The organism is Streptomyces sp. NPDC052682 (genome assembly GCF_040678435.1).
In the GTDB taxonomy this organism is placed as follows: domain Bacteria; phylum Actinomycetota; class Actinomycetes; order Streptomycetales; family Streptomycetaceae; genus Streptomyces.
The window spans coordinates 23,292-49,709 of sequence record NZ_JBFATS010000010.1 but is presented as its reverse complement, the minus strand read 5'-3'; the positions used below and the strand labels follow the sequence as shown (position 1 = coordinate 49,709).

The window sequence follows — 26,418 nt, the reverse complement described above, 5'->3', positions numbered from 1 at the left end:
CGCACCCGTCCCTCCGACCCGGACAAGGAACCCGTATGCCCACCACACCGCAGCGCTGGAGCGCCTGGCACCTGCACCTCGGCACCACCGCGCGCAGCGCCCACGACCGCGTCCTCACCGACGTCATCGGTCCCACGGTCGGCGAACTGCCACCCGGCACCCCCTGGTTCTTCATTCGCTACTGGCAGTCCGGCCCCCACCTGCGGCTGCGGGTGGCGGACCTGGACCCGGATACGTACGCGCGCGTGGAGCAGGCCCTGCGCGGCCGGCTCGCCGTGGCGGGTCGCCTCGCGGACGGCGAGGAGCCGCTGGCGGAGGAGGCCTACCAGGAGGGCGCGGCCCGGCTCGCCGCCGCCGGGGAGACCGGCGTCAACACCACCGTCCGGGCGCTGCTGCCGCCCGGCGTCCACCGCGCCGGCTACGACCCCGAGTACGAGCGCTACGGCGGCCCCCACGTGATGCCGGCCGCCGAGTCCCTGTTCCATCTCTCCAGCGCACTCGTGCTGCGTCTGGCTCCCGGCCTCACCGGCGGGGCGCGTGCCCGGCTCGCCCTGCGCGGCACGCTGTCCGCCGCCGTCGCCCTCGGCGGTCCGGCCGACCGCGCCCACTACTTCGCACGGGGCCTGGCCGCCTGGCGGGCCTGGGCGTCCTCCGCCGGCCACTCCGAGGAGTTGCTGGACCGCATCACCAGGATCGACCAGGACCCGGCCACGGCACGTGTCCCGCAGGACGCCCACGGTCCCTTCACCGGCTGGTACGAGGCGCTGGCCGCCCATGCCGCCGTGATCCGGCTTCACTCACCGGTGCACCCCGGCATGATCCTTTTCTCCCACGCGCACATGCTCCACAACCGGCTCGGCCTGAGCCTGCTGGAGGAACTGCGCACCTACGCCTGGCTGTCCCACGTCTTCCCGGCGGCGGCACCAGCACCCGACCCGGCGCCCACGGGGTGACCCCCGCGCCCCAGGGCGCCCGCGCAGAGGCCCGGCCGGATTCCCCTTCCCGGCCGGGCCTCTTTGTCGTGCCGCCTGACTGGCGTCGTCGTGCCGCTCACCCCTCCCGGACGAACACGGCCCGTACCCGCACCCGCAGTTCCGCTCCGACCAGGCCGCGCAGGCCGCCGACCCCGCAGGCGTGCCGGTCGATCCGGGCGGCGGCCCGTACCGTGACCCGCTCGCCGCGCACGGTCAGCTCCTCGACCGTGAAGGTCGCGGCCGTGGTACGGCCCTTCACCTCCAGCCGGCCGGTGAGGCTCGCGTCCGCGTCAAGGCGTCCGCCGGTCAGGCGCAGCTCGGGAAAGCGCCCGGCGTCCAGGAAGCGCGGGCCGCGCACCGCCGTGTCCCGCTGTGGATTGCCGCTGTCGAAGCCCGACGCGCCGACGGTGGCCTCGATGTGGGCCAGGGTGCCGTCGGCGGCGAGTTCGGCCCGGCCGGAGCGCACCGGGAAGGAGCCCCGCACGGGCAGGACGAGGAAGTGCCGTCCGGTGAACTCGACGGCGGAGCCGGCCGGGTCGAGACACCAGGTGCCGGACAGGGCGGCGAGGGCGGTGGCGTCGACGGTGGAGGGGCGGGTGGTGTGGTCCACGGGCATGGTGGTGGGGTCCCTTCGGGGGTCAGGTCGGGAAAAGGCGCCGAGGGGGCCTCGTACGAGGCCCCCGGTGAGGTCGCCATACGTCCGTTGCGCGCGCTACTCGGGCCGCGGGTCCCAGCGGAAGCTCCGTACGGCGATCAGAGCACCGATGACGCCCCAGGCCGCGAGCACGGCCAGCTCCTTCCACTGGAAGCCGGCGTGCTGGGCGAAGGGCGCCAGCATCGCGTCGTTGAACGGCTTCACCGGCAACAGCCCGGCGATGGTGTTCAGCGCCTCGGAGTGGATCGGGAAGTAGCTGCCGGAGATGAACACCAGCGGGAACTGGATGAACTGCACGACCGCGGGCGCCGCCTCCGAGTTGCGGATGAGCGAGGCCACCCCGACGCCCAGGGCGCAGAAACTGGCCGCGCCGAACACCAGGGTGACCGCGAGGGCGGCCCAGTCGACGGGCAGCTGCACCCCGTACAGGCGCCCGATGCCGATCACCAGCGCCACGTCCACGACGCTGACGACGACGCAGTGCACCAGCAGGCCCGCGAAGTACACCCAGGCGGGCAGCGGCGTCGCGTGCAGCCGCTTGAGGACGCCGGTCTGCCGACGCATCGCCAGCACGATCGCCAGCTGGCCGTAGCAGGCGCCCAGCACGGACACGGCCGCGATCGTCGGCGTGTAGTACTGCATGCCGCTCAGGCCGAAGAAGAACTCCTCGCCCTTGCTTCCGCTGAACACGGCGCCGAAGATCGAGATGATCACGATGGGCAGCACGAAGGTGAACACCATCGACTGCGGGTTGCGCCAGAACGACAGCTGCTCGTACCGGATCTGGTGGACGAGCAGCGCGAACGAGCCCCGCTCCACGGGCCGTTCGGACCCGGTGAGGGCGGCCCGGCGGCCGGAGGCGGTGGTCGTGGGGGGCAGGGTGCTGGTCATCGGCGGCTCCGTCCGGATCGGCGCCCCCGGCGCTCACGCGCCGCCGAGGACGGGGTACGGCCCCGCTCCGTGGCCGGGGAGGAGGCGTCCTGCTCTGCGTACGAACTGGTCAGCCCCAGGTAGACGTCCTCCAGGGTGGGCTGCTCGACGGTCAGCCGCTCCAGCGTCGTCCCCCGCTCCAGCGCCCAGGAGGTGAGCCGGTGCAGGGCGGTGGTGGGCTCCTTCGCCTCGGCCATGACCAGACCGTCCTTGGCGTCGCTGACCGGGATCGGCAGTTCGTCGATGGCGGCACCGGCGGGCAGCGAGAACCGGATCCGCGCCAGTGCGCTGTCCCGCCCGCCGAGGGTGTCCGGCGTACCCGAGGCGACGATCCGCCCGCCGGCGATGACGGCGACGGAGTCGGCCAGTTCCTGCGCCTCGTCCATGTAGTGCGTGGTCAGCATGATGGTCGTCCCGGCGTCGCGCAGGCTCCGCACGACCTCCCAGGCCCCGCGGCGGGCGCCCGGGTCGAACCCGGTGGTCGGCTCGTCGAGGAACAGCAGCCGCGGATCCCCGATCACGCCCAGCGCCAGGTCGAGCCGCCGCTTCTGCCCACCGGACAGGTCCTTGACCTTCGCGCCCCGCTTCTCCTGGAGCCCCACCAGGTCGATCACCTCGTCGACGTCACGGGGGGCCGGATAGTAGCCCGCGTTCCGGGCTACGGTCTCCCGCACCGACAGGTACGGCTCCACGGCGATGTCCTGCAGCACGAGCCCGATCTGCCCGCGCAGCCACTGTCCGCCGGCCTTGTCGCCGGGGTCGCGGCCGAGCACCCGCACGGTGCCGCCGTCGCGGTCCCGGAACCCCTCCAGGATCTCCATGGTGGTGGTCTTGCCGGCACCGTTCGGCCCGAGCAGGGCGAAGATCTCCCCCTCCTCGACGGCGAAGTCCACGCCGCGCACGGCCTCATGGTCCCCGTACCTCTTGAGCAGGCCCTCAACGGCCACCGCGGTCACCGCGGCCGCTCCGCTCGTCGTATCCGTGTCACCGCGTGCCTCCAGATGTCGTACGTGACCGGCTGTCTGGTCCAGGACGGTAGGGCCGGGCGGGGGCGCGGCAGCAGTCATGACCGAGGGATCGATGACGTCCGTCACGCATGCGGCGACAGTTGTCAGCACCAGCCGGGCGGGACGTTGCCGTCCGGTGGCGCGCGCCACATGCTCGGGACACGACCGATGACAGTTGCCCATGTCAGGCAGGCACCGCGACGGTGCACGGACGTGGCGCGAAGACGCGGAAGGCGGTCCCTGAGGTGCGGTTGGGGAGAGACGCAGGAGGGCGGCGGCAGCCCGGGAACTCGGAGAGCCGCGGGAACTCGGGAGACAGCCGGGACTCGGGGGCCTCCCCGAGCCCGGCGGGCCGCACGGGGCGGGCGCGGCCGCAGGTCGCCGTCGTCGGTGCGGGCATCGGCGGACTGACCCTGGCCGGCGCGCTGGCCGCGAACGGCACCCCGTACGTGATCCATGAGCAGACCCGCGAACTGTCCGAGGTGGGCGCGGGTGTCCAGCTCTCGCCCAACGCGATCCGCCCCCTGCTGCGTCTCGGCCTGGGTCCGGCGCTCGAGGAGCACGCGGTGCGCATCGAGGCGATGGAGGTACGCGGCTGGAACGGGCGGCCCATCGCGCGCACCCCACTCGGCGCCGAGTGCGAGCGCATGTTCGCGGCGCCGTATCTGACGATCCACCGGGCGCATCTGCACGACGCCCTGCTCTCCCTGATCGACCGGGACCGGCTGGGACTCGGCCAGCGGCTGCGTGCGGCACGCGAGCACCCGGACGCCTCGGGGGTCCGGCTCACCTTCGACGACGGCACGGTCCGCGAGGCGGACCTGGTGGTCGGCGCGGACGGCATCCACTCCACCGTCCGCGAGACGCTGCGCCGCGACGAGCCCGTCTACTCGGGCCTGGGCATCTACCGGGGCCTGGTCCCCGCCGAGGTGTTGCCGGCCGAGTCCCGCGAACGCCTGGTGCGGCTGTGGCTCGGCCCGGGCGGGCACTTCGTGTGCTACCCCGTCGCGTCCGGCGCGTATCTCAGCTACGCCGCGACCGTGCCCCTGCCGTCCGACGCCCCACCCCGGGAGTCCTGGTCGCGGCCGGGCGACCCCGAGGAACTGCGCGCGGTGTTCGGCGGCTGGACCGGGCTCGTCGCCGACATCGTCGCGGCGGTCGAGTCCACCCACCAGTGGGCCCTGCACGACCGACCGCCGCTGCGCACCTGGTCCACCGACCGCATCACGCTGCTGGGGGACGCGGCCCACCCCATGCTGCCGTTCATGGCCCAGGGCGCCAACCAGGCGATCGAGGACGCGATGGATCTGGCCGGCTGCCTGGCGGACGCGCCGTTCGAGGCGATCCCGGAACGGCTGGCCCGCTACGAGTCCCTGCGCGTCCCCCGCACCGCCGAGGTCCAGCGCGGCTCACGGGCCAACGCGGGCATCCTCCACCTGCCCGACGGTCCCGCCCAGCGCCGCAGGGACGCCCACATGGCGGTGCACGCTGCGTTGCACGACCGGACCGCGCTGTACGCCCACGAGACAGGCCGCAGCGTGGTCCCCGCCCCGGCGTGAGCACCCTCCCTAGGAACGCCCCCCGCGGCACCACCGCCGCGCGGTGAGCGGCACGGCCCCGCCCGCGAGGTGGTCGGCCAGGGGCTGGACGATTTTCCGGGCCTCGTCCGGGAGGGCCGCGACGACGGCGAGGATCCCCGTGGTGTGGGACCTGTCGTCGTCCACGAGCGCGGCCGCGAAGCCCAGGCCGGAGCCGAGGAGGTGGGTGGTGTCGGTGACCCGGGGGGTGGCCGGCCAGTGGCCGGTCGTCAGGGTGAGCGGCTCCCCGCTGGGCCTGCGGTCGAGCAGGACGATCGCCCGTACGGTCGTGACGTGCTCGTAGAGCCCGGCCTTCCAGTACGGCTCCTCGTGCGCGAACCGCTCGGCGCTCGCGCGGTCGGGCAGGTCGACGACGTGGACGCTGCCGGTGTGGTGCTCTCCGTCGTCGGACAGGGTGGGGCCGCGCAGCACGAGCCGGTCGGCGAAACGGTCCATGTAGGACCAGTGCTCCTCGGCCAGCTCGAGCAGGGCGCTCTCCACCCCGGGCCTGTCGTGTCCGTGTATGTAGAAGGGCATGCCGTGACGTTACCCAACTGCCCTACCCGCCCATGGGGTTGGCGTCAGCCGACGTGGTCGGGGGGCGCGGCCGCCGCCCCGAACAGCTGCCCGCTCATGCCGGCCCGCCGGTACGCGGCGACGGCGGGGGTGTTGCCGGCGTCCACCATCAGCGCGGCGCGTCCGTGGTCCCGTACGAGTGCGTGCAGGACGAACCGGGACACGGCCGCCCCCAGCCCGCGGCCGCGCGCCGCCGGGTGGGTGACCACTCCGGCCAGGAAGCCGCACCCCGCCCCGGACCAGGCGTCCGCCGCCACCGCGAGCGGGGTGCCCGACTCGTCGCGCACGCCCGCCCAGCGGCGGACGCCGGGCCGGCCAGGCTGGGCGTGGGAGCCGGGGAAGTACCGGTCGAACAGTGTCTGGGCCTCCAGCTCGGCCCGCGCGTCCAGCCAGGCGACGCCGGTCACGGCCGCCGGGGGCGGAGCGGCCGTCTCCATCCACAGGAACGGGCCCCCGGCCCTCTCCAGGCCCGGGATGCCGCGTACGAGTGCGTCGATCAGGTCCGCCGGCCCGAACGGGCGGTAGGTCGGCCCGACCTCGGGCAGCACGTCCCGGACGAGGTGCACCACGGCCTGCGCCTCCCCGGCCACCGCGATCCGGTCGCGGCCGGACAGCGCGGGGCTCGCCACGGCGACCGCGCCGCTCCGCCGGAAGATCCGCACACCCGGGCCGGGCCGCCGGCCGTCGGGCCGCAGCCGGGCGGCCCAGACCAGGTGTCCGTCGAGGCCCGCCGGATGCACCCGGGCGTCTGCCCGCGACAGCGCCTGGCGCAGGCCCGCCGGATGCACCCGGGCGTCTGCCCGCGGCGGCGTCCGGCGCAGATCCCCTGCGGCGCCGTCCACGCCGTGGACCGGGTCCCCGGGCCCGTCACCCCGCGCCCCGCTCCTCCCCGGTCAGGCCCCCGCCCACCGTGAACCCGATCACCGCCCCGCCCCCCTCGCGCCGCAGGGCGAACGGGGCGCCGCCGTGGGCGAGGGCCACCTCGCGGACGATCGACAGGCCCAGCCCGGACCCCGGCAGGGAGCGGGCGTCGGCGGCGCGGTAGAAGCGGTCGAAGACGCGCAGCAGATCGTCCTCGGCGATGCCCGGGCCGCGGTCGAGGACCTCGACGCGGATGGTGCCCGGGCGGGCCGCGGGGCCGCTGACGGCGATCTCGATGGGGGCCGCACCCTCGCGGTCGAACTTCACCGCGTTCTCGACCAGGTTGGACACCGCCCGGGTGAGCATCCCGGGCCGGCCGCTGGCCGTGGTGTCGCCGCCGGCGCGGACCGTGATCCGCCGTCCGCTGCGGCGCCGGGCGAGACCGGCCACGTCCTCGGCGATGTCGGCGAGGTCCACCTTCTGCGGCGGCTCGGTGTCGGACTGCCCGGCCGCGAGGTCCACGAGCTCGTTGACGAGGTCGGTCAGCTCGCGGGCCTCCTGGCCCAGGTCCGCGACGAGCTCCTCGCGGGTCGCGGGCGGGAGTTCGTCGATGCGGCGCAGCAGGGAGATGTTCGTGCGGAGCGAGGTCAGGGGGGTGCGCAGTTCGTGGCCGGCGTCCTGGACGAGGCGGCGCTGGTCCTCCTCGGACTGGGCGAGCCGGCCGAGCATGCGGTCGAAGGCGCGGCCCAGGCGCCCCACCTCGTCGTGGCCGGTGACGGGCACCTGGATGCCGAGCCGCCGGGTGCGGGCCACGCCCTCGGCGGCGTCGGTGAGGATGATCAGGCGGCGGGTGATGCGCCGGGCCAGCCACCAGCCGAACAGGCCGGCGGCGGTGACGACGGCGGCCATCAGGATCAGGGTGCGCCGCTGGAGGGCCCGCAGCAGGTCCTCGGTGTCGCTGAACTCCTGCGCGACCTGCACGGCGCCGTGGCCGTCGCCGAGCGCGACGGTCGCGACGCGGTAGACGTCGTTGCCGACGTCGACCTGCCGGTGCTCGGCCAGCCGCCCGGCCGTGCCCGCCGCGGCAACCGCGCGGTCGGTGGCCGTGACCGGCAGCCGCGGCCTGCCCGGGTCGGCGATCCGGCCGTCCGGGCCGATCACCTGCACGTTGGTACGGGCGGGGCGCACCAGGTCGTGGCCGGGCGCGGAGGAGGAGAAGTCGTCGGGCCGCATGCGGTTCTGCCGGACCTCGTTGCGCAGGTCCTGCACCACCTCGTTGAACACCGACTGCTGGTCCACGCGCACCAGCCGGGCCGCCGCGCTGTAGGACAGGATGCCCACGAGGACGGTGACGGCCGCGGTCACCGTGGCGAACGACACCGCGAACGTCGTCCGCAGCGACACCAGGTGGGGCCGCCGCCGTGCCAGCAGCCGCCCGAGGCGGCCGAGGGCCACTCAGTCCTCCCGCAGCACGTAACCCACGCCCCGCACCGTGTGGATCAGCTGCGGCGCGCCGGGCTCGTCGAGCTTGCGGCGCAGGTAGCCGACGTACACGGCGAGGTTCTTGGAGCCGGGGCCGAAGTCGTAGCCCCAGATGCGGTCGTAGATGGTGGAGTGGTCCAGCACGATGCCGGCGTTGCGGACCAGCAGCTCCAGCAGTTCGAACTCGGTGCGGGTCAGTTCCAGCTCGCGGGTGCCGCGCCAGGCGCGGCGGGCCTGCGGGTCCATGCGGATGCCGCCCGCCTCGACCAGCCGCTCGGGCGCGGGCGGGCGCGGCGCGTCGGCCGGGGCGGCGCCGACCGGCACCGGGCTGGTGCGGCGCAGCAGGGCGCGCAGCCGGGCGAAGACCTCCTCGACGTCGAAGGGCTTGACGACGTAGTCGTCGGCGCCCGCGTCGAGGCCGGCGATCCGGTCGGCGGTCTCCACCAGGGCCGTCAGCATCAGGATGGGCGTGCGGTCGCCCTCGGCGCGCAGCACGCGGCACACCTGGAGTCCGTCGATGCCGGGCATCATCACGTCCAGAACGAGGACGTCCGGACGGTTCTTGTGAGCCTGCGCCAGCGCCTCGACACCGTCGGCGACCGCCGTGACCTGGTAGCCCTCCAGGGTCAGGGCGCGCTCCAGGGCGTGGCGGATGGCGCGGTCGTCTTCGGCGAGCAGCACAGTGTGGGGCACGCGTCCATAGTGCCAAGATCCCGGTGGTCGCAGGACGTGATGAGCGGCTCATCAGCGCCCTTCTTACTGGCCTCTCACCCGCCCCGGCGCAACCGCGAACGGTCCCCCTGCCGTCCTCTCACCCCCGGGCCGCCACCAGGCTCGCGTGGGTCGGCGCGTCCGGCACGCCGGCCGGGCGCAGGGCGGCGAACTCCTTGCGCAGCACCGGCACGACCTCCTCGCCCAGCATGTCGATCTGTTCCAGGACGGTCTTCAGCGGCAGCCCGGCGTGGTCGACCAGGAACAGCTGGCGCTGGTAGTCGCCGGCGTACTCGCGGAAGGTCAGCGTCTTCTCGATGACCTGCTGCGGGGAGCCCACCGTCAGCGGGGTCTGGGCCGTGAACTCCTCCAGGGAGGGCCCGTGCCCGTAGACGGGCGCGACGTCGAAGTAGGGCCGGAACTCGCGGATCGCGTCCTGCGAGTTGCGGCGCATGAAGACGTGCCCGCCGAGGCCCACGATGGCCTGCTCGGGGGTGCCGTGCCCGTGGTGGGCGTAGCGGGTGCGGTACAGCTCGACCATGCGCCGGGTGTGGTCGGAGGGCCAGAAGATGTTGTTGCTGAAGAAGCCGTCGCCGTAGTACGCGGCCTGCTCGGCGATCTCCGGTGAGCGGATCGAGCCGTGCCAGACGAACGGCGGTACGCCGTCCAGCGGCCGGGGTGTCGAGGTGAAGCCCTGCAGGGGCGTACGGAAGGCGCCCTTCCAGTCGACGACGTCCTCGCGCCAGAGCCGGTGCAGCAGGGCGTAGTTCTCGATGGCGAGCGGGATGCCCTGCCGGATGTCCTGCCCGAACCAGGGGTAGACGGGGGCGGTGTTGCCGCGGCCCAGCATCAGGTCCACCCGGCCGTCGGCCAGGTGCTGGAGCATCGCGTAGTCCTCGGCGATCTTCACCGGGTCGTTGGTGGTGATGAGGGTGGTGGCCGTGGACAGGATCAGCCGCTCGGTGCGGGCGGCGATGTGGCCGAGCATCGTGGTCGGGGACGACGGCACGAACGGCGGGTTGTGGTGCTCGCCGGTCGCGAACACGTCCAGGCCCACTTCCTCGGCCTTCAGCGCGATGGCGACCATGGCCTTGATGCGCTCGCGCTCGGTCGGGGTCCGGCCGGTGGTGGGGTCCGGCGTGACATCGCCGACGCTGAATATTCCGAACTGCATGGTCGCTCCCCCTCCAGGCTGTTGATGGCTGAACCATGCCAGGCGTCGCTCTCCTAATTCCAGTTGACCTCCGAACCCGCCGTCCTGGACAGTTATCTGCGTGACACAGACATTGCCTGACGCAGACACTGACGCACGCACTGACGCAGACACTGACGCAGAGAAAAGCGTCCTCCCCGCCCGCTCCCGCTGGGCGATCCTCGCCGTGATCCTCGCGGCCGACGTCCTCGACCTCCTCGACGCCACGATCACCAACGTCGCCGCCCCGACCATCACCCGGGACATCGGCGGCGGTGAGAGCCTCGTCCAGTGGCTCGGCGCCTCCTACGCCCTCGCGCTCGGCGCCCTGCTGGTGACCGGCGGACGGCTCGGCGACAAGTACGGCCGGAGGCGGCTGTTCCTGCTCGGCCTCGCCGGGTTCGTCACCGCCTCGCTGGCCTGCGGACTCGCCGGCCACCCGACCCTGCTCGTCCTCGCCCGGCTCGCCCAGGGCGCCTGCGCGGCCCTGGTGATCCCGCAGGGCTTCGGCATCCTGGCCGCCACCTGGCCGCGCGAGCGGCTGGGCCAGGCGTTCAGCCTGTTCGGCCCGGTGATGGGCCTGTCCGCGGTCGGCGGCCCGATCCTCGCCGGGTTCCTGATCGACGCCGACCTCGCGGGCCTCGGCTGGCGCCCCCTGTTCCTGATCAACCTGGTCCTCGGCGGCGCCGCCCTGCCCGCCGCGTACCGGCTGCTCCCCCGCGACCCCGGCTCACCCGGGACGGTCGTCGACGCCCCGGGCTCGGCGCTGCTCTCCGCCGCCCTGCTCGCACTGCTCGGCGGCCTCATCGACGGCTCCGCCCACGGCTGGACGGCCCGCCCGCTCACCCTGCTCCTGCTGGGCCTCGCCCTGGCCGCCGCGTTCTGCCACCGGCAGCGCACCGCCGCCCACCCCCTGATCCAGCCGTCCCTGCTGCGCAACCGCGGCTTCACCTCGGGCCTGGTCCTCGGCATCGTCGTCTTCGCCACCACCGCCGGCCTGCTCTACGTGCTCTCCCTCTTCCTCCAGCACGGCCTGCACCGCTCCCCCACCGGCACCGCGCTCGCGCTCGTCCCGCTGACGGCCGGCATCGTCGTCGCCTCCCTTGCCTGCCACGGCCTGATCCACACCCACGGCCGCCGGCTGGTCCTCGCCGGCCTGCTGGTCATCCTGGCGGGCTGCGCCCACCTCGGGCTCCTGGTGGCCCACTCGGGCACGGACACCGGCGCCTGGGCGCTCGTCCCTCCCCTCTTCGTCATCGGACTCGGCATGGGCACCGGCTTCGGCACCATCTACGACGTCACCATCGGCGACATCGCCCCCGAGGAGGCGGGCAGCGCCAGCGGCTCGCTCAACGCGGTGCAGCAACTGGCCAACGCGGTCGGCGCGGCGGCCGTGACGACCGTGTACTTCAGGACCACCGGCGGCGAGGTCCGCGCCCTGACCGTGAGCCTCACCGTGGTCGCCATCGCCACCCTCCTGTGCCTGCCCCTGGCACGGCTCCTGCCGCGCAAGGCACCGGAACAGCACGGCCACTAGGCATTCCCCGGCATGTGACCCCCGGGCAGGCGTCCCCGGGCGGGCGCCCCCGGGCGGCCCCTCGGGCAGCTGCCCCAGGCAAGCATCCCCAGGCAGGCATCCCCCCGGGCAGCCGCCGCAGGCAGGCACCCCCAGGCAGGCATCCCCCGGGCAGCCGCCCCAGGCAGGCGTTCCTCTAGGGCACGAGCACCAGCCGTCCCCGGACCCCGCCCTCGGCAAGCCGGGCGTGTGCCTTGGCCGCATCGTCCAGGGCGTACGTCTCGGCCACCCGCAGGGTCAGCACCCCCTCGTCCGCCAGCGCGGCCAGCTCGGCCAGGCGGGCCCCGTCGGGGCTCACCTCGACGGCGGTGGTCCGTATCCCGCGCACCGGGGCCGGCGCGGCCTGCGGGATGACACCGACGTAGGTGCCGCCGTCCCGCACCCACGCCAGGGCGGGCTCACCGAGCACGGCCGCGTCGAGGACGGCGTCCACGCTGCCGGGCGCCGCCTCGGTGACGTGCCGGGCGCCCAGGGCCCGCACCAGCTCCGCGTCGTCCTGACGGGCCAGGCCGGTCACCTCGACACCCCGGTGGGCGGCGAGCTGCACGGCGTACCCCCCGACCCCGCCCGCGGCCCCCGTCACCAGCAGCGACCGCCCTGGCGCGAGCTCCAGCAGGTCCAGGGCCTGGGCGGCGGTCAGGGCGTTCAGCGGCAGGGTGGCCGCGTGCACCGCGTCGGCCGTCGCCGGCGCCTTGGCGACGGCGTCCGCGTCGACGACGACGTACTCGGCGTGTGAACCCAGCGGCTTGACCATGCCGTAGTCGAGCGCCACGACCTCGTCGCCGGGGCTCCAGGCCGTCGCCACACCCGTGGCGTCCACGACCCCGGCGACGTCCCAGCCCAGCCCGATCTGCTTCCCCGCACCGCCGAAGACCCCCGCCCGCACCCCGGCGTCCACCGGGTTCAGCGCGGCCGCCGCGACCCTGATCCGCACCTGCCGCGCGGCCGGCTCCGGCACCTCGGCGTCCACGACCTCCACGGCCTCGGGCCCGCCGAAGCTCCTCACCACCACTGCACGCATCACAACTCTCCCTGTGTGTCCGGGGGTTGGCTGATCCCCCCTCCGTCGCCACAACCCTAGGAAGAGTTACTATCCATCGGTAAGTAGTTACCTGAAGGTGCCTACCTCACCCGGAGGAGAGCATGGCGACCATGACGGCGGCCCAGCGCCGCGCACAGGCCCGCCTCGCCTACGACGCGTTCGTCCGCAGCTGCCCCACCCACCAGCTCCTCGGCCGCCTGAGCGACAAGTGGGTGAGCCTCGTCGTCGCCGCGCTGCGCACCGGCCCGATGCGCTACAGCGAACTCAGCCGCAGGGTCGCCGGCGTCAGCCCCAAGATGCTGACCCAGACGCTGCGTGCACTGGAACGCGACGGCCTCGTCTCCCGCGCCGTGACCCCGTCCGTCCCGGTCCGCGTCGACTACGAGCTCACCCCGCTCGGCCACAGCCTCGCCGCGCTGCTGGCCGCCGTGAAGGACTGGGCCGAGACCCACTTCGACGAGGTCCACGCGGCCCGGGAGCGGTACGACGCGGAGAACCCCGGGGACCTGGCGGAGCGTTAGACCCGCTCCGCCCGCAGCCGGGCGACCTGCTCGGCGCTGAACTCCGTCGTACGCCTCATGTGGTCGATGAGCAGGGCGAGCTCGGAGTCGTCCAGGTCGTCGAAGAGCGCCACCCAGCCGCCGCCCAGCCGCTCCCACATCCGCCCGAACTCGGCGATCTTCTCCGGCACCGTCACCACCAGCACCTTGCGCCGGTCGGCCGCGTCCCGCTGCCGCACGACGTACCCCGCCCGCTCCAGCCGGTCCACCAGCCGGGTCGCCGACCCGGTGGTCAGCCCGGTCAGCTCGGCGACGCGGCCCGTGGTCACCGGCCCGTCCTCCAGCGTCAGCAGGTTCAGGCACTGCAGATCGGTCGGGTGCAGGCCGATGCGGTCGGCGACGGCCTGGTTGAACAGGGCGTAGGACGCCATGTAGCGGCGGGAGACGGTGGACAACTCGTCCAGCAGCCGCTTCCGTGCCGTGCCCGCCATACCGTCCACCCTTCGTCCGCACCGCCGCCCGCCGCACCGCGCACCGCCCGGTGACGCGGTCTCTTCCACGCCGTCCCGTGACGCCGTCTCCTGCGCGGCCCTGGAAGGCCGCCCTCCACGCCGCTCCGTGACGCCGCCCTGAGACGCCGTTGCCCACGCCATCCCGTGACACCATCCCGTGACGCCGCCCGGCACCGTGCAACGCGCCGGCCGATGCGCTGCCCGCTGCGGCCGGCCTCCGCACCGGCCTCTGCGCCGTGCAGAGATCGATCGTACGACGCCCACCGCCCGGCGCCCCGCGCCGGCGAACGCGCCTCACTCAGACCGCGTACACGTCCCCCATGACCGGCACGAGCACCCGCTGCCGGTCGTCGCCCCGGTCGCGGTCCGCCGGCACCACCGGCCGGCGCAGCCGCACCGCCGCCGTCCAGCACGGCGGTCGGCCCGTGGTCGCGTGCGCATACCGCCCACTCCTCACTCCCCCGAGGCCGTAGCCATGCAGCCCCCGGTGACGCCGGGGCCTGGTCCGGGGCGTGCGAAGCTGCCCCCATGCTGATCCTCCGCTCCGCCGCCCTGTTCGCCCTCGCCGCGCTCCTGGAGATCGGCGGCGCCTGGCTGGTGTGGCAGGGCGTGCGCGAGCACCGCGGCTGGCTGTGGGCCGCGGGCGGCGTCCTCGCCCTCGGCGCGTACGGCTTCGTCGCGACCTTCCAGCCCGACGCCCACTTCGGCCGGGTCCTCGCCGCGTACGGCGGGATCTTCGTGGCCGGGTCGATCCTGTGGGGCGTGGTCGCGGACGGCTACCGCCCGGACCGCTGGGACATGGCCGGGGCGCTGGTGTGCCTCACCGGCATGGCGCTGATCATGTGGGCGCCGCGGGGCGGCTGAGGCGGGCGGCGCCCGCCCTCAGGACGCCGGCACGTCGGGCAGCAGCCCGAGCTGCCCGAGGAAGTCCAACTGGTCGAAGTAGAGCCGGTAGCTGACGATCCGGCCGTCCTCCCCCACGGTCACCAGATCCACTCCGCGGACCCGGATCTCCCGCTGCGTCGCCGGCAGCACCTCTCCGGACGGCACCTGCAGCGGCCCGGTGTTCCGCCCGCCGAAGAAACCCTCGTCGATGGCGGTGTCGCCGACCTCGTACAGGTGCAGCGGCTCGAACCTGGCCTCCGGGATCGCGTCCGTGGTCTGCCGCCACCACGCCACGATCCGGTCCCGCCCGTGGATCTCGCCGCCGTCGGGCGTGACGGCGACCGCGTCCTCGGCGAACAGCTCCCAGAGCGCCTCGAGGTCCGGCTTGACGGTGACCGCCTCGGTGAGCCGGTCCATCACCTCGCGTGCCCGTCCCATGGTCCACCTCCCGGCCCGGAGGATCACCCGCCTCGATTTTCCCACCCGGCCGGAGGGCTCCGCACCCCGGCCGGAGGGCCGGCAGGCGTCACCTACGCTTGACGCCAGCCGACCGTACGAGCCTTCCAGGAGCAGCCGATGGCCACCGCCGCACCGTCCGCCGCCTCCCGCATCGCCGTCGTCACCGGTGCGAGCAGCGGCATCGGCGCCGCGACGGCCCGGCAGCTCGCCGCGGCCGGCTACCGCGTGGTGCTCACCGCCCGCCGCAAGGACCGCATCGAGGCGCTGGCGGAGGAGATCACCGCAGCGGGCCACTCGGCAACGGCCTACCAGCTGGACGTCACCGACCGCGCCGCCGTGGACGAGTTCGCCACCGCCTTCAAGACCGTCGGCGTCCTCGTGAACAACGCGGGCGGCGCACTGGGCGCCGACCCGGTGGCCACCGGCGACCCGGCCGACTGGCGCCGGATGTACGAGACCAACGTCATCGGCACCCTCAACCTCACCCAGGCCCTGCTGCCCAAGCTGATCGCCAGCGGCGACGGCACGGTGGTCGTGGTCTCCTCCACCGCCGGTCACGCCACGTACGAGGGCGGCGCGGGCTACGTCGCCGCCAAGCACGGCGCGCACGTCCTGGCCGAGACCCTGCGCCTGGAGATCGTCGGACAGCCGGTGCGCGTCATCGAGATCGCGCCCGGCATGGTCAAGACGGACGAGTTCGCCCTGACCCGCTTCGGCGGCGACCAGGAGAAGGCCGCGAAGGTCTACGAGGGCGTCGCCGAGCCCCTGACCGCCGACGACGTGGCCGACACCATCACCTGGGCGGTCACCCGCCCCAGCCACGTCAACATCGACCTCCTCGTCGTCCGCCCCCGCGCCCAGGCGTCGAACACCAAGGTCCACCGGGAGCGGTGAGCGGGTCGGGCCGGCCCGGTGTGCGTCAGCCCTTGACGCACACCACCTGCTTCAGCTTCGCCACGACCTCCACGAGGTCCCGCTGCTGGTCGATGACCTGCTCGATCGGCTTGTAGGCGCCCGGGATCTCGTCCACGACACCGGAGTCCTTGCGGCACTCCACGCCCCGGGTCTGCTCCTCCAGGTCCTTGGTCGTGAAGCGCCGCTTGGCGGCGTTGCGGCTCATACGCCGGCCCGCGCCGTGCGACGCGGAGTTGAAGGACCTGTCGTTGCCGAGGCCCTTCACGATGTACGAACCCGTGCCCATCGAGCCGGGGATGATCCCGTACTCGCCGGAGCCGGCCCGGATCGCGCCCTTGCGGGTCACCAGCAGGTCCATGCCCTCGTACCGTTCCTCCGCCACGTAGTTGTGGTGGCAGGAGATCTCCGGCTCGAAGGCCGGCTTCGCCTTCCTGAACTCCTTGCGGATCACGTCCTTCAGGAGCGCCATCATGATCGAGCGGTTGTACTTGGCGTACTCCTGCGCCCAGAACAGGTCGTTGCGGTAGGCGGCCATCTGCGGGGTGTCCGCGACGAAGACGGCGAGGTCCCGGTCGACCAGGCCCTGGTTGTGCGGGAGCTTCTGGGCGACGCCGATGTGGTGCTCGGCCAGTTCCTTGCCGATGTTGCGGGAACCGGAGTGGAGCATCAGCCAGACAGAACCGGTTGTATCCGTGCAGACCTCGACAAAGTGGTTGCCGCTTCCGAGCGTTCCCATCTGCTTTTCCGCACGCTCATGACGGAACTTGACCGCTTCCGCGACATCGCCGAACCGCGCCCAGAAGTCCTCCCACCCCGCGGTCGGGAACCCGTGCAGCCGCCCCGGATCGACCGGCTCCTGATGCATCCCCCGCCCCACCGGAATCACCTGCTCGATGCGCGACCGCAGCCGCGACAGATCCCCGGGCAGGTCGTTCGCCGTCAGGGACGTCTTCACCGCCGACATCCCGCAGCCGATGTCGACCCCGACCGCCGCCGGGCACACCGCGCCCCGCATGGCGATGACGGAACCGACCGTCGCGCCCTTGCCGTAGTGCACGTCGGGCATCACGGCCAGCCCCTTGATCCACGGCAGGGTGGCTACGTTGCGCAGCTGCTGGAGCGCGCCCTCCTCCACCGTCGCCGGGTCGGTCCACATCCGGATGGGCACCTTCGCGCCCGGCAGCTCCACGTACGACATAACGCCCTCAATCCCCCGGAAGTCCCCCGGAAACAAACAGAAGTTTCGAATCGCAATACCGGCGCCAAGGTCGGCGAAAAGGGATGACGGACCGGCGTCCACGGCAGTGCGTGCGATAGACATTGTCTCCAGCCCACGCCCCCGCGCGGCAAGCGAATAACCAGCGGGGACACTGGAGATGCAGGGCCGAGACACCATCGAGAGGAGCCTGACCGTGCAGCGGAAGGCGTACGTACCCGGCGTCGCCGCACTCCTCGCGGCCCTGCTGGCCGGCTGCACCGGCGGCTCGGGCGACGACGACCCGACGGACAACGCCAACCCGGGCAGCGCGGGCACGGCTTCCGCGGTGGCCGAGCCGGGCAGGTACCGCACCCTGCCGGAGCCCTGCGGGGCGGTGGGCCAGGAGACCCTGGACGAACTCCTGCCCGGCATCCGGCAGATCACCGACGAGCAGCAGCGCGCGACGGCGTACGCGGGCGAGGCGACGGTCACCTACGACACGGACCGCCGGGTCGGCTGCCGCTGGAAGGTGGACTCGGCGGACGCCACCGACCGGCTGCTGGTCGACTTCGAGCGGGTGGTGTCGTACGACGGCTCGGTGAGCGACGAGGCCCAGGCCGAGCAGCTGTTCGCGACCAGGGAGGCGGACGCGCACCTTCCCGAGCCGACGGTGACGGACTCCGGCAGCGCGTCCGCCGCCGAGCCCGGCGCCTCCGCCTCCGCGTCCCCGTCCGGTTCGGCCGCGCCGTCCTCCTCCCCCGCCTCCCCCTCTTCCCCCTCCTCCCCGTCCGCCGCCTCGACCGATCTCCAGCCCCGCGTGCTGGAGGACCTCGGCGACGAGGCGTTCCTCGACGACGAACTGAGCGACTCGGGTTCGACGGCCGAGCAGCGCACGGTGACTGTGGCGTTCCGCACGTCGAACGTGATCGTGACGATCGAGTACACGGAGCAGCCGACGCGTCTCGGGGTCGTCCCGGACAGCAAGGAAATGCAGGACAGAGCCCGGAAACTGGCCGTCCAGCTGGCGGATTCGCTGAGCGGCTGAGGCTGTTTCACCCGCCCTTCACGGGTCCCGCCGAAGCGGGTGAAGCACGACCGGGCGGTTGCCGCACCGCGTACCGTGACCACTCGGACCCGTTCCGGACCGCAGGAACCACGAGTGTCATGAGTGAAGGAACCATGCAGCGACGAGCACAGCGAGACCCGCGAGCGAAGCACCTCCACCGCGTCCTTGTCTGCGCGGCCGCCGTCCCCGTGATGCTGGTCGCCGCCGGCTGCTCCTCGGACTCCGGCTCCGGTGACGGCGGGGAGAAGACGGCGGGCGCCGCCGCGTCGGCGTCCGCGAGCCCGTCCCCGACGGTGCAGGCGGCGGCGTTCGACAAGCTCCCGGAGCCCTGCAAGGTGCTGTCGAAGAAGACGCTGGGCGACCTCGTCCCGAAGGGCAAGTCCGGCAAGGAGGGCACGTCGAACGACCTGTCGACGCGCGCCAGCTGCTCCTGGAGCAGCCTGGACAACAACGGCGTCAAGGGCTCCCAGTTCCGCTGGCTGAACGTGTCGATGCTGCGTTTCGAGTCCGACGTCACGCGCGGCGCGGGCGACAAGCTGGCCCAGGAGTACTACGCGAAGCAGGTGCAGGACGTCCAGTCCGCGGAGGGCGCCAAGAACGCCAAGTCCGAGCCGGTGACGGGCACGGGCGACGAGGCGACGGCGGTGCGCTACGACCTGAAGAAGAAGGAAGGCACCTTCAAGCAGCAGACGGTGGTGGCGCGGGTCGAGAACGTGGTCGTCACGGTCGACTACAACGGCGCGGGCCTGGCGGGTGACAAGACGCCGGACGCCGACGACCTGATGAAGGCGGCGAAGAAGGCGGCCAAGGAGGCGGTGGCCGCGGTGGCCGCCGCGAACGGCTCGGGCGAGGGTGCCGGCTCCGGCGGTACGGCGAGCAGCGCGCCGTCGGCCTCCGGGTCGCCGTCGAAGCCGTCCAAGTCGCCCTCGGCGTCGCCGTCCGGGGACGCCTCGAAGAGCGCCTCCCCGAGCGCCTCGGCGTCCGAGTCCGCCGCGAAGAAGAGCTGACCGACGCCCACCCACCAGAACCGGCCACCCGTTCTCCGCACAGGTGTGCCACTCTGTTGCGCGCAACAACACGCAACGGGAGGGGAGTACGGGTGGCCGCGCCATTGCAGCTGACACGGATGCACCGGGTTCTCATCGGCGTGGTCGTCACCGGTGCCGTCGTGATCGCCGGGATCGGCTTCGCGGGCTCGTATGCGGCCGTGCGGGAACTGGCCCTGAAGAAGGGCTTCGGGAACTTCTCCTACGTCTTCCCGATCGGCATCGACGCGGGCATCTGCGTGCTGCTCGCCCTCGACCTGCTGCTCACCTGGATCCGTATCCCGTTCCCGCTGCTGCGGCAGACGGCGTGGCTGCTGACGGCGGCGACGATCGCCTTCAACGGCGCGGCGGCGTGGCCGGATCCGCTCGGCACCGGGATGCACGCGGTGATCCCGGTGCTGTTCGTGGTGGCGGTCGAGGCGGCCCGGCACGCGATCGGCCGGATCGCGGACATCACGGCGGACAAGCACATGGAGGGCGTCCGCCTGACCCGGTGGCTGCTGTCGCCGGTCCCGACGTTCCTGCTGTGGCGCCGTATGAAGCTGTGGGAGCTGCGCTCCTACGACCAGGTGATCAAGCTGGAGCAGGAACGTCTCGTCTACCAGGCGCGGCTGCGGTCCCGCTTCGGGCGTGCCTGGCGCAGGAAGGCCCCGGTGGAGTCGCTGATGCCGCTGCGCCTGGCCCGCTACGGCGTCCCGCTCGCGGAGACGGCCCCGGCGGGCCTGGCGGCGGCGGGCATCGAGCCGGCGCTGATCCCGCCGGCGCCGCACAGCGAGGCCGCTCGGCAGCAGCCCCAGCCGCAGTCGGCCCCCGCGGCCCGGCAGCGCCCCGAGCTGGCAAGCCACCCGTACGCCGAGCAGCCCGTACGCGAGCCGGAGAGGGAGCCCGAACCGGAGCCCGAGCCGGAGCTGAGCCCCTGGTTCGCGCCGCGCGAGGTCGAGTACCACGGCGGGTACGACCCCGACTACGACCCGGACGAGCACTACGCCCAGTGGTACGCGGAGCAGCGCGAGGCGGAGCAGTACCAGGACCAGTACCAGCAGGAACCCCCGGCCCCGGAACCCTCCCCGGAGGAGACGGGCGGCTTTCCCGTCCCGGCGGGCCCGGGCCGGACCCGCGTACTGGGCGAGGGCGGCGGTGCGCCGCAGTTCGTGGAGCCGGACGAGGACGCGTACTACCAGGTGTTCAAGCAGTCGATCAACGGCAGCTATCCGACGCCGAACCAGTTCATGGACAACGTGGAGGCCGAGTTCGGCATCCGTATCGAGGGTGCCGAGGCCAAACGCATGGTGGAACGCTTCAGCACCCGCCACAACAAGGAGCTGGAAGAGGAGCACATCGCATGAGAAAGCGCCCGGTGCCGCGCGGCACCGGGCGCTGTCGTCAGGGCGTCACTCCCCGAGCAGCCTGCGCACCCGCTCCTGCCCCACGGCCAGCAGCAGCGTGGGCAGCCGGGGCCCGGTGTCCCGGCCGACGAGCAGCTGGTACAGCAGCGCGAAGAAGGACCGCTGGGCCGTCTTGATCTCCGGCGGCAGCTCCTTCGGGGTGGCGTCGGCGGAGAATCCGGCCTGGACCTTGGGCACGCCGTAGACGAGGTGGGTGAGCCCGTCCAGCGACCAGTGCTCCGCCAGCCCGTCCAGCAGCAGCCGGATCGACTCCCGGCCCTGGTCGTCCAGCGACTTCAGCAGCTCGGTGTCGGGCTCGTCGCGGACGATGGTGCGCTGGTCGGCGGGGACGTGGGTGTTGATCCACGCCTCGGCCTTGTCGTAGCGCGGCCGTGCCTCGTCCAGGGAGGACAGCGGCCGGGACGGGTCGAGCTCGCTGAGGATGCGCAGCGCCTGGTCCTCGTGGCCGGCGGTGATGTCGGCGACGGAGGCCAGGGTGCGGTACGGCAGCGGGCGCGGGGTCTTCGGCAGCTCCCCGGCGGCCGTGCGCACGGCACGGGAGTGCGCGGCCACGTCCGCCGGCAGGGCGGTGCCGTCGGCGACCTTGGCCTCGAGCCGGTCCCACTCGTCGTACAGGCGCTGGATCTCCTGGTCGAAGGCGATCTTGAAGGACTGGTTGGGCTTGCGCCGGGCGTACAGCCAGCGCAGCAGCTGCGGCTCCATGATCTGCAGGGCGTCGGCGGGCGTGGGGACGCCGCCGCGCGAGGACGACATCTTGGCCATGCCGGAGATGCCGACGAAGGCGTACATCGGGCCGATCGGCTGCTTGCCGCCGAAGATGCCGACGATCTGCCCGCCGACCTGGAAGGAGGAGCCCGGGGAGGAGTGGTCGACGCCGGACGGCTCGAAGATCACGCCCTCGTACGCCCAGCGCATGGGCCAGTCGACCTTCCAGACCAGCTTGCCGCGGTTGAACTCGCTGAGCCGGACGGTCTCGGAGAAGCCGCACGCGGTGCAGGCGTACGTCATCTCGGTGGAGTCGTCGTCGTAGGCGGTGACGGTGGTGAAGTCCTTCTCGCAGTTGCCGCAGTACGGCTTGTACGGGAAGTACCCGGCGGAGCCCGACCCGTCGTCCTCGGAGGCGGCGCCGGAGCCCTCGGCGGCCTCCAGCTCGGCCTCGTCGACCGGCTTCTGCTGCGCCTGCTGCTTCTTCTGCTCGGCGGGCTTGGGCTTGGTCCGGTACTGGGCGAGGACGGCGTCGATGTCGGCGCGGTGCCGCATCGCGTGCAGGATCTGCTCGCGGTAGACACCGGAGGTGTACTGCCGGGTCTGGCTGATGCCGTCGAACTCCACGCCGAGCTGGCCGAGCGACTCGATCATCGCGGCCTTGAAGTGCTCGGCCCAGTTCGGGTACGGGGAGCCCTTCGGCGCCGGCACCGAGGTGAGCGGCTTGCCGATGTGCTCGGACCACGACTCGTCGACCCCGGCGACACCGGCCGGCACCTTGCGGTAGCGGTCGTAGTCGTCCCAGGAGATGAGGTGGCGCACCTGGTGACCCCGGCGGCGGATCTCGTCGGCGACGAGGTGCGGGGTCATGACCTCGCGCAGGTTGCCGAGGTGGATGGGGCCGGACGGCGACAGTCCGGACGCGACGACGACCGGTTTGCCCGGGGCCCGGCGCTCCGACTCCTCGATGACCTCATCCGCGAAACGGGAGACCCAGTCGGTGGTCTCGGTGCTCTGAGCCACGATCGGCACGTCCTCTTGTTCTGAAGGTACTGACCGGGTCATTCTCCCAGACCGTCCCGCGCGCCGGAAAACGGCTTTACCCCCCGTGGGATACTGGCCGTGTCTATCCATCCCCACGAGGAGAACGGCACCCATTCCTATGGCCTCGGTCACGTCCCTCACCGCCTCCGTCCACCAGCGCCTCGCGTCCGCCCTCTCGGCTGCCCTGCCGGAGGCCGACGGCGCGGACCCGCTGCTGCGACGCAGCGACCGGGCGGACTTCCAGGCCAACGGGATCCTGGCGCTGGCGAAGAAGGCGAAGGCGAACCCGCGGGAGCTGGCGACGCAGGTCGTCTCCCAGGTCGTCACCGGTGACGTGATCAAGGACATCGAGGTCTCCGGCCCGGGCTTCCTCAACATCACGCTCACCGACCGGGCGATCACCGAGAACCTCGCCGCGCGGTACGCGGACGACACCGGCCGCCTGGGCGTGCCCTTCGCCGACGCGCCGGGCACCACCGTCATCGACTACGCCCAGCCGAACGTGGCCAAGGAGATGCACGTCGGGCACCTGCGCTCGGCGGTGATCGGCGACTCGGTGGTGAAGCTGCTGGAGTTCACGGGCGAGTCGGTGGTCCGCCGGCACCACATCGGCGACTGGGGCACCCAGTTCGGCATGCTCATCCAGTACCTGGACGAGCACCCGCACGAGCTGGACCACAAGGACGCCGAGATCACCGGCGAGGAGGCGATGTCGAACCTCGACCGCCTCTACAAGGCGGCGCGCAGGCTGTTCGACTCGGACGAGGAGTTCAAGACGCGGGCCCGCCGCCGGGTGGTGGACCTCCAGGCCGGGGACCCGCACACCCTCGCCATGTGGCAGAAGTTCGTGGACGAGTCGAAGATCTACTTCTTCTCCGTCTTCGAGAAGCTGGACATGGAGATCCGGGACGCGGACATCGTCGGCGAGTCCGGCTACAACGACATGCTCGCCGAGACCTGCCGCCTGCTGGAGGAGTCGGGCGTCGCGGTCCGCTCCGAGGGCGCGCTGTGCGTGTTCTTCGACGACGTCAAGGGCCCGGACGGCAAGCCGGTCCCGCTGATCGTGCAGAAGTCGGACGGCGGCTACGGCTACGCGGCGACCGACCTGTCGGCGATCAGGGACCGCGTCTTCAACCTGAAGGCGAACACCCTGCTGTACGTCGTCGACGCCCGGCAGTCGCTGCACTTCAAGATGGTCTTCGAGACCGCGCGGCGGGCCGGCTGGCTGAACGACGACGTGCACGCCGTGCAGCTGGCCTTCGGCACGGTCCTCGGCAAGGACGGCAAGCCGTTCAAGACCCGTGAGGGCGAGACCGTGCGGCTGGTCGACCTCCTCGACGAGGCCATCGACCGCGCCTCGGCCGTCGTGCGGGAGAAGGCGCAGGACCTGTCGGAGGAGGAGATCGCCGAGCGGGGTGCCCAGGTGGGCATCGGCGCGGTGAAGTACGCGGACCTGTCGACGTCGGCGAACCGGGACTACAAGTTCGACCTGGACCAGATGGTCTCGCTCAACGGCGACACCAGCGTGTACCTGCAGTACGCGTACGCGCGTATCCGGTCGATCCTGCGCAAGGCCGGGGAGGTCCGCCCGGCCGCGCACCCGGAGCTGGCGCTGCACGCGGCGGAGCGGGCGCTGGGCCTGCACGTGGACGCGTTCGCGGAGCTGGTGGCGGAGGCGGCGGCCGAGTACGCCCCGCACAAGCTGGCGGCCTACCTCTACCAGCTGGCGTCGCTGTACACGTCGTTCTACGACAAGTGCCCGGTGCTGAAGGCCGAGACGCCCGAGCAGGTGGAGAACCGCCTGTTCCTGTGCGACGTCACGGCCCGCACGCTGCACCAGGGCATGGCCCTGCTGGGGATCAGGACGCCCGAGCGGCTCTGAGGCCCGTCAGGTCAGCAGCGTCATCCCCTGCGGCGCCTCGATGCCGAACTCCTCGTCCAGCACCCGCCGTACCTCCGCCTCCTCGGTCAGCTCCCGCTTGGTGACGGTGCCGTCGGCGCGGGTGTCGGTGAACAGGCGGCCCGTCAGGCCGAGGTGGGCGTCGGGGGTGACGCGCTGCACGTGCAGGCGCTGGGTGAAGGGGGAGCGCGGGTTGGTGGCGATGTGCCAGTTGATGACGTCGAAGTCGGGCCGCTCGAACGGCTCGACGGTGAAGGCGTACTGCGCCTCCCAGCCGCCCTGGCCCGCCTGGTACGCCTGAAGCACCCACAGCTTCAGGGGGCCCGGGTGCGGCGCGTGCTGGAGCCGGTGCCGCCGGCCCCCGCTCCGGAACGCGACCCCGGCGGTCAGCGGCACCGGCTCGAGCAGGCTGCCGACGGCGCCGAAGCCGACGTCGGCCAGGTACGGCTGCGGGTCGCCCGGCGCCTCGGCGAGCAGCGCCATGTGGGTGCGCGGACGGCTGTCGAACCGGTCCGCGCCCACCACGACCCGCGCGGCCAGCCGGGTCACCCGGAAGCCCAGCGCCTCCAGGGCGCCCGCGAACAGGGTGTTGTGCTCGTAGCAGTAGCCGCCGCGCCGGCTGTGCACCAGCTTGGCCATCAGGTCGCCGGGGTCGAGGGAGGGGGCCGTACGGCGCAGGGCGTCCAGGTTCTCGAACGGGATCGCCCGTATGTGGGCCAGATGCACACCCCGCAGCGTCGCCGCGTCGGCCCGCCGCTCCCCGCTCCAGCCGATCCGCCGGAGGTACGCGTCGAGGTCGGACTGTGTGAACTGCCTTGTCTCAGACATGAGTTCACCGTAGCTCCGGCCCGTGCGGCGGGTCGGCCGTCCAGGGCCCGAACCGCGGTGGGCCGTTGGTCCTAGGGCCGCGGCACGTGTATCTGTTCCTAGCCTCGCAGCCCCCGGCCCAGCCTGCGCAGCCCCTCCCCGATCTCCTCGGGCGTCTGCGTCACGAAGCACAGCCGCAGCGTCGCGCGGTCGGGCACGCCGGCGTGGAAAGGGGCCCCGGGGACGTACGCCACGTCCTGCCGGACGACCCGCGGGAGCAGGGCGGTGGTGTCGTACGGGTCGGGCAGGCGGACCCACAGGAACATGCCGCCCTGCGGCCGGTTCCACGTGGCACCCTCGGGCAGGGCGTCGGCCAGCCCCGCGAGCATGGCGTCGCGGCGCTCACGGTAGACGCCCGCCACCCGCCCGACGTGCGCGTCCAGGTCGTGGTCGGCCAGGTAGCGGGCCGCGGCGAGCTGGTTGACGGTCGGGGTGTGCAGGTCGGCGGCCTGCTTGGCGACGGCACAGGCGCGGCGCAGCTCGGCCGGTGCGCGCAGCCACCCCAGCCGCATGCCGGGCGCCATCACCTTGGAGAAGCTGCCGAGCAGCACCGTACGGTCCTCGGCGCCCGGCTGGGCGGCGATCCACGGCAGCCGCGCGCCCTCGTAGCGCAGCTCCCCGTACGGGTCGTCCTCGACGATCCACAGCCCGCGCCGGGCGGCGACCTCGGCCACGGCGGCGCGGCGCCCGGCGGGCAGCGTACGGCCGGTGGGGTTCTGGAAGGTGGGCACGGTGTACAGCAGCTTGGGCCGCTCGCGCACCACCAGCTCCTCGAGCGCCTGCGGGTCGATGCCGTCCGCGTCCCCGGGCACCGGGACGATCCGGGCCCCCGCGAGGCCGAAGGCCTGCAGCGCCGCCAGGTAGCAGGGGTCCTCGACGAGGACGGTGTCGCCGGGTTCGAGCAGCGCGGTGGCCAGCAGGGAGAGGGCCTGCTGGGAGCCGGTGGTGACGAGCAGGTCGTCGGCGTCGGTCGCCAGGCCGCGGGCGGACGTACGGGCGGCGAGCGCGGCGCGCAGCGCGGGCTCGCCCTCGGTCGTGGAGTACTGCAGGGCCCGCTCGGGTGTCTCGGCGAGCACCGCCCGGTAGGCGGCGGCGATGCCGTCGGTGTCGAACAGTTCCGGTGCGGGCAGCCCGCCCGCGAAGTTGATCACCTCGGGGCGGGCGGTGACGGCCAGGATGTCCCGCACCGGCGAGCCGCCGACGGACCGGGTCCGGGCCGCGAGCGGCGGCGTGGGGCACTGGGTGGGCACGGGCTCGGTGACGGTCATGACGCGGCTCCTTCGGCTGCGGTGTCGGCGCGTGCACCGCAGCCTAGGGACATACGTGCGCTCT

At 72.9% G+C, this 26,418-nt stretch carries 25 protein-coding genes; 10 read left to right on the top strand and 15 right to left on the bottom strand.

Features of this window, described 5'->3' with window-relative positions; translation table 11 throughout:
• Positions 1-35 precede the first annotated feature (35 nt).
• Complete coding sequence (locus AB0K80_RS17395; protein WP_365670401.1) at positions 36-953, top strand: thiopeptide-type bacteriocin biosynthesis protein; 918 nt, start codon at positions 36-38, stop codon at positions 951-953.
• Between the two features lie 97 nt (positions 954-1,050).
• On the opposite strand, the gene AB0K80_RS17390 is transcribed toward AB0K80_RS17395, so the two are convergent.
• The 3 genes from AB0K80_RS17390 to AB0K80_RS17380 form a co-directional block, all read right to left on the bottom strand.
• On the bottom strand, positions 1,051-1,590 hold the full coding sequence (locus tag AB0K80_RS17390) for a YceI family protein (RefSeq protein WP_365670399.1): 540 nt from the start codon (positions 1,588-1,590) through the stop codon (positions 1,051-1,053).
• Positions 1,591-1,686: 96 nt separating this feature from the next.
• Complete coding sequence (locus tag AB0K80_RS17385) at positions 1,687-2,520, bottom strand: ABC transporter permease (protein ID WP_365670397.1); 834 nt, start codon at positions 2,518-2,520, stop codon at positions 1,687-1,689.
• Positions 2,517-3,515, bottom strand: a complete 999-nt coding sequence (locus AB0K80_RS17380) for an ABC transporter ATP-binding protein (RefSeq protein WP_365670395.1) — start codon at positions 3,513-3,515, stop codon at positions 2,517-2,519. Before AB0K80_RS17380 ends, AB0K80_RS17385 begins: the two co-directional genes overlap by 4 nt.
• 296 nt (positions 3,516-3,811) lie before the next feature.
• Here AB0K80_RS17380 and AB0K80_RS17375 point away from each other — a divergent pair, with 296 nt between their 5' ends.
• A complete protein-coding gene (locus AB0K80_RS17375) occupies positions 3,812-5,125 on the top strand; it encodes an FAD-dependent monooxygenase (RefSeq protein ID WP_365670393.1) in 1,314 nt (437 codons plus the stop codon).
• 9 nt (positions 5,126-5,134) lie between these two features.
• Here the strand turns inward: AB0K80_RS17375 and AB0K80_RS17370 are convergent, their stop codons facing one another.
• The 5 genes from AB0K80_RS17370 to AB0K80_RS17350 form a co-directional block, all read right to left on the bottom strand.
• Positions 5,135-5,680, bottom strand: coding sequence for a YciI family protein (locus AB0K80_RS17370; RefSeq protein ID WP_365670391.1), 546 nt, complete (start codon positions 5,678-5,680; stop codon positions 5,135-5,137).
• A 44-nt stretch (positions 5,681-5,724) separates the two neighbouring features.
• Positions 5,725-6,561, bottom strand: coding sequence for a GNAT family N-acetyltransferase (locus AB0K80_RS17365; protein ID WP_365670389.1), 837 nt, complete (start codon positions 6,559-6,561; stop codon positions 5,725-5,727).
• Positions 6,562-6,586: 25 nt separating this feature from the next.
• Complete coding sequence (locus AB0K80_RS17360; protein ID WP_365670387.1) at positions 6,587-8,035, bottom strand: HAMP domain-containing sensor histidine kinase; 1,449 nt, start codon at positions 8,033-8,035, stop codon at positions 6,587-6,589.
• Positions 8,036-8,755, bottom strand: a complete 720-nt coding sequence (locus AB0K80_RS17355) for a response regulator transcription factor (RefSeq protein WP_365670385.1) — start codon at positions 8,753-8,755, stop codon at positions 8,036-8,038.
• Between the two features lie 118 nt (positions 8,756-8,873).
• Complete coding sequence (locus AB0K80_RS17350) at positions 8,874-9,947, bottom strand: LLM class flavin-dependent oxidoreductase (protein WP_365670383.1); 1,074 nt, start codon at positions 9,945-9,947, stop codon at positions 8,874-8,876.
• A 205-nt stretch (positions 9,948-10,152) separates the two neighbouring features.
• On the opposite strand from AB0K80_RS17350, the gene AB0K80_RS17345 reads away from it, so the two are divergent.
• Positions 10,153-11,502: an MFS transporter gene (locus AB0K80_RS17345; RefSeq protein ID WP_365670380.1), complete on the top strand. Its 1,350-nt coding sequence runs from the start codon at positions 10,153-10,155 to the stop codon at positions 11,500-11,502.
• 175 nt (positions 11,503-11,677) lie between these two features.
• Here the strand turns inward: AB0K80_RS17345 and AB0K80_RS17340 are convergent, their stop codons facing one another.
• A complete protein-coding gene (locus AB0K80_RS17340) occupies positions 11,678-12,562 on the bottom strand; it encodes an NADP-dependent oxidoreductase (protein WP_365670378.1) in 885 nt (294 codons plus the stop codon).
• A 122-nt stretch (positions 12,563-12,684) separates the two neighbouring features.
• On the opposite strand from AB0K80_RS17340, the gene AB0K80_RS17335 reads away from it, so the two are divergent.
• Entirely contained in the window at positions 12,685-13,104 is a 420-nt protein-coding gene (locus AB0K80_RS17335; RefSeq protein WP_365670376.1) for a helix-turn-helix domain-containing protein, read from the top strand.
• Here AB0K80_RS17335 and AB0K80_RS17330 read toward each other — a convergent pair.
• Positions 13,101-13,574 carry a MarR family winged helix-turn-helix transcriptional regulator gene (locus AB0K80_RS17330; RefSeq protein WP_365670374.1) on the bottom strand — a complete coding sequence of 158 codons (474 nt, stop codon included), beginning with the start codon at positions 13,572-13,574 and terminating at the stop codon, positions 13,101-13,103. The genes AB0K80_RS17335 and AB0K80_RS17330 overlap by 4 nt on opposite strands.
• 549 nt (positions 13,575-14,123) lie before the next feature.
• Between AB0K80_RS17330 and AB0K80_RS17325 the strand changes: the two genes are divergently transcribed.
• Positions 14,124-14,459 (top strand): YnfA family protein, encoded by a 336-nt coding sequence (locus AB0K80_RS17325; RefSeq protein ID WP_365670373.1) that lies wholly within the window; start codon positions 14,124-14,126, stop codon positions 14,457-14,459.
• Positions 14,460-14,477: 18 nt separating this feature from the next.
• Here the strand turns inward: AB0K80_RS17325 and AB0K80_RS17320 are convergent, their stop codons facing one another.
• Complete coding sequence (locus tag AB0K80_RS17320; protein ID WP_365670371.1) at positions 14,478-14,918, bottom strand: nuclear transport factor 2 family protein; 441 nt, start codon at positions 14,916-14,918, stop codon at positions 14,478-14,480.
• Between the two features lie 138 nt (positions 14,919-15,056).
• On the opposite strand from AB0K80_RS17320, the gene AB0K80_RS17315 reads away from it, so the two are divergent.
• Positions 15,057-15,833, top strand: a complete 777-nt coding sequence (locus tag AB0K80_RS17315) for an SDR family NAD(P)-dependent oxidoreductase (RefSeq protein ID WP_365670369.1) — start codon at positions 15,057-15,059, stop codon at positions 15,831-15,833.
• 25 nt (positions 15,834-15,858) lie between these two features.
• On the opposite strand, the gene AB0K80_RS17310 is transcribed toward AB0K80_RS17315, so the two are convergent.
• The gene (locus AB0K80_RS17310; RefSeq protein ID WP_365670366.1) at positions 15,859-17,052 is read right to left on the bottom strand and encodes an RtcB family protein; all 1,194 of its coding nucleotides are present in this window, start codon (positions 17,050-17,052) and stop codon (positions 15,859-15,861) included.
• A gap of 214 nt (positions 17,053-17,266) precedes the next feature.
• Here AB0K80_RS17310 and AB0K80_RS17305 point away from each other — a divergent pair, with 214 nt between their 5' ends.
• The 3 genes from AB0K80_RS17305 to AB0K80_RS17295 all read left to right on the top strand — a co-directional run bounded on the left by AB0K80_RS17305 (position 17,267) and on the right by AB0K80_RS17295 (position 20,510).
• A complete protein-coding gene (locus AB0K80_RS17305; protein ID WP_365670815.1) occupies positions 17,267-18,097 on the top strand; it encodes a DUF3558 domain-containing protein in 831 nt (276 codons plus the stop codon).
• Between the two features lie 119 nt (positions 18,098-18,216).
• On the top strand, positions 18,217-19,125 hold the full coding sequence (locus tag AB0K80_RS17300) for a DUF3558 family protein (protein WP_365670363.1): 909 nt from the start codon (positions 18,217-18,219) through the stop codon (positions 19,123-19,125).
• A 92-nt stretch (positions 19,126-19,217) separates the two neighbouring features.
• A complete protein-coding gene (locus AB0K80_RS17295) occupies positions 19,218-20,510 on the top strand; it encodes a DUF2637 domain-containing protein (RefSeq protein WP_365670361.1) in 1,293 nt (430 codons plus the stop codon).
• Between the two features lie 45 nt (positions 20,511-20,555).
• On the opposite strand, the gene lysS is transcribed toward AB0K80_RS17295, so the two are convergent.
• Positions 20,556-22,307 (bottom strand): lysine--tRNA ligase, encoded by a 1,752-nt coding sequence (lysS, locus tag AB0K80_RS17290; RefSeq protein WP_365670359.1) that lies wholly within the window; start codon positions 22,305-22,307, stop codon positions 20,556-20,558.
• A 130-nt stretch (positions 22,308-22,437) separates the two neighbouring features.
• Between lysS and argS the strand changes: the two genes are divergently transcribed.
• Positions 22,438-24,201 carry an arginine--tRNA ligase gene (argS, locus tag AB0K80_RS17285; protein WP_365670357.1) on the top strand — a complete coding sequence of 588 codons (1,764 nt, stop codon included), beginning with the start codon at positions 22,438-22,440 and terminating at the stop codon, positions 24,199-24,201.
• A 6-nt stretch (positions 24,202-24,207) separates the two neighbouring features.
• Here the strand turns inward: argS and AB0K80_RS17280 are convergent, their stop codons facing one another.
• The gene (locus AB0K80_RS17280; protein WP_365670354.1) at positions 24,208-25,047 is read right to left on the bottom strand and encodes an arylamine N-acetyltransferase; all 840 of its coding nucleotides are present in this window, start codon (positions 25,045-25,047) and stop codon (positions 24,208-24,210) included.
• A 98-nt stretch (positions 25,048-25,145) separates the two neighbouring features.
• The gene (locus AB0K80_RS17275; RefSeq protein ID WP_365670352.1) at positions 25,146-26,354 is read right to left on the bottom strand and encodes a PLP-dependent aminotransferase family protein; all 1,209 of its coding nucleotides are present in this window, start codon (positions 26,352-26,354) and stop codon (positions 25,146-25,148) included.
• Positions 26,355-26,418: the final 64 nt, after the last annotated feature.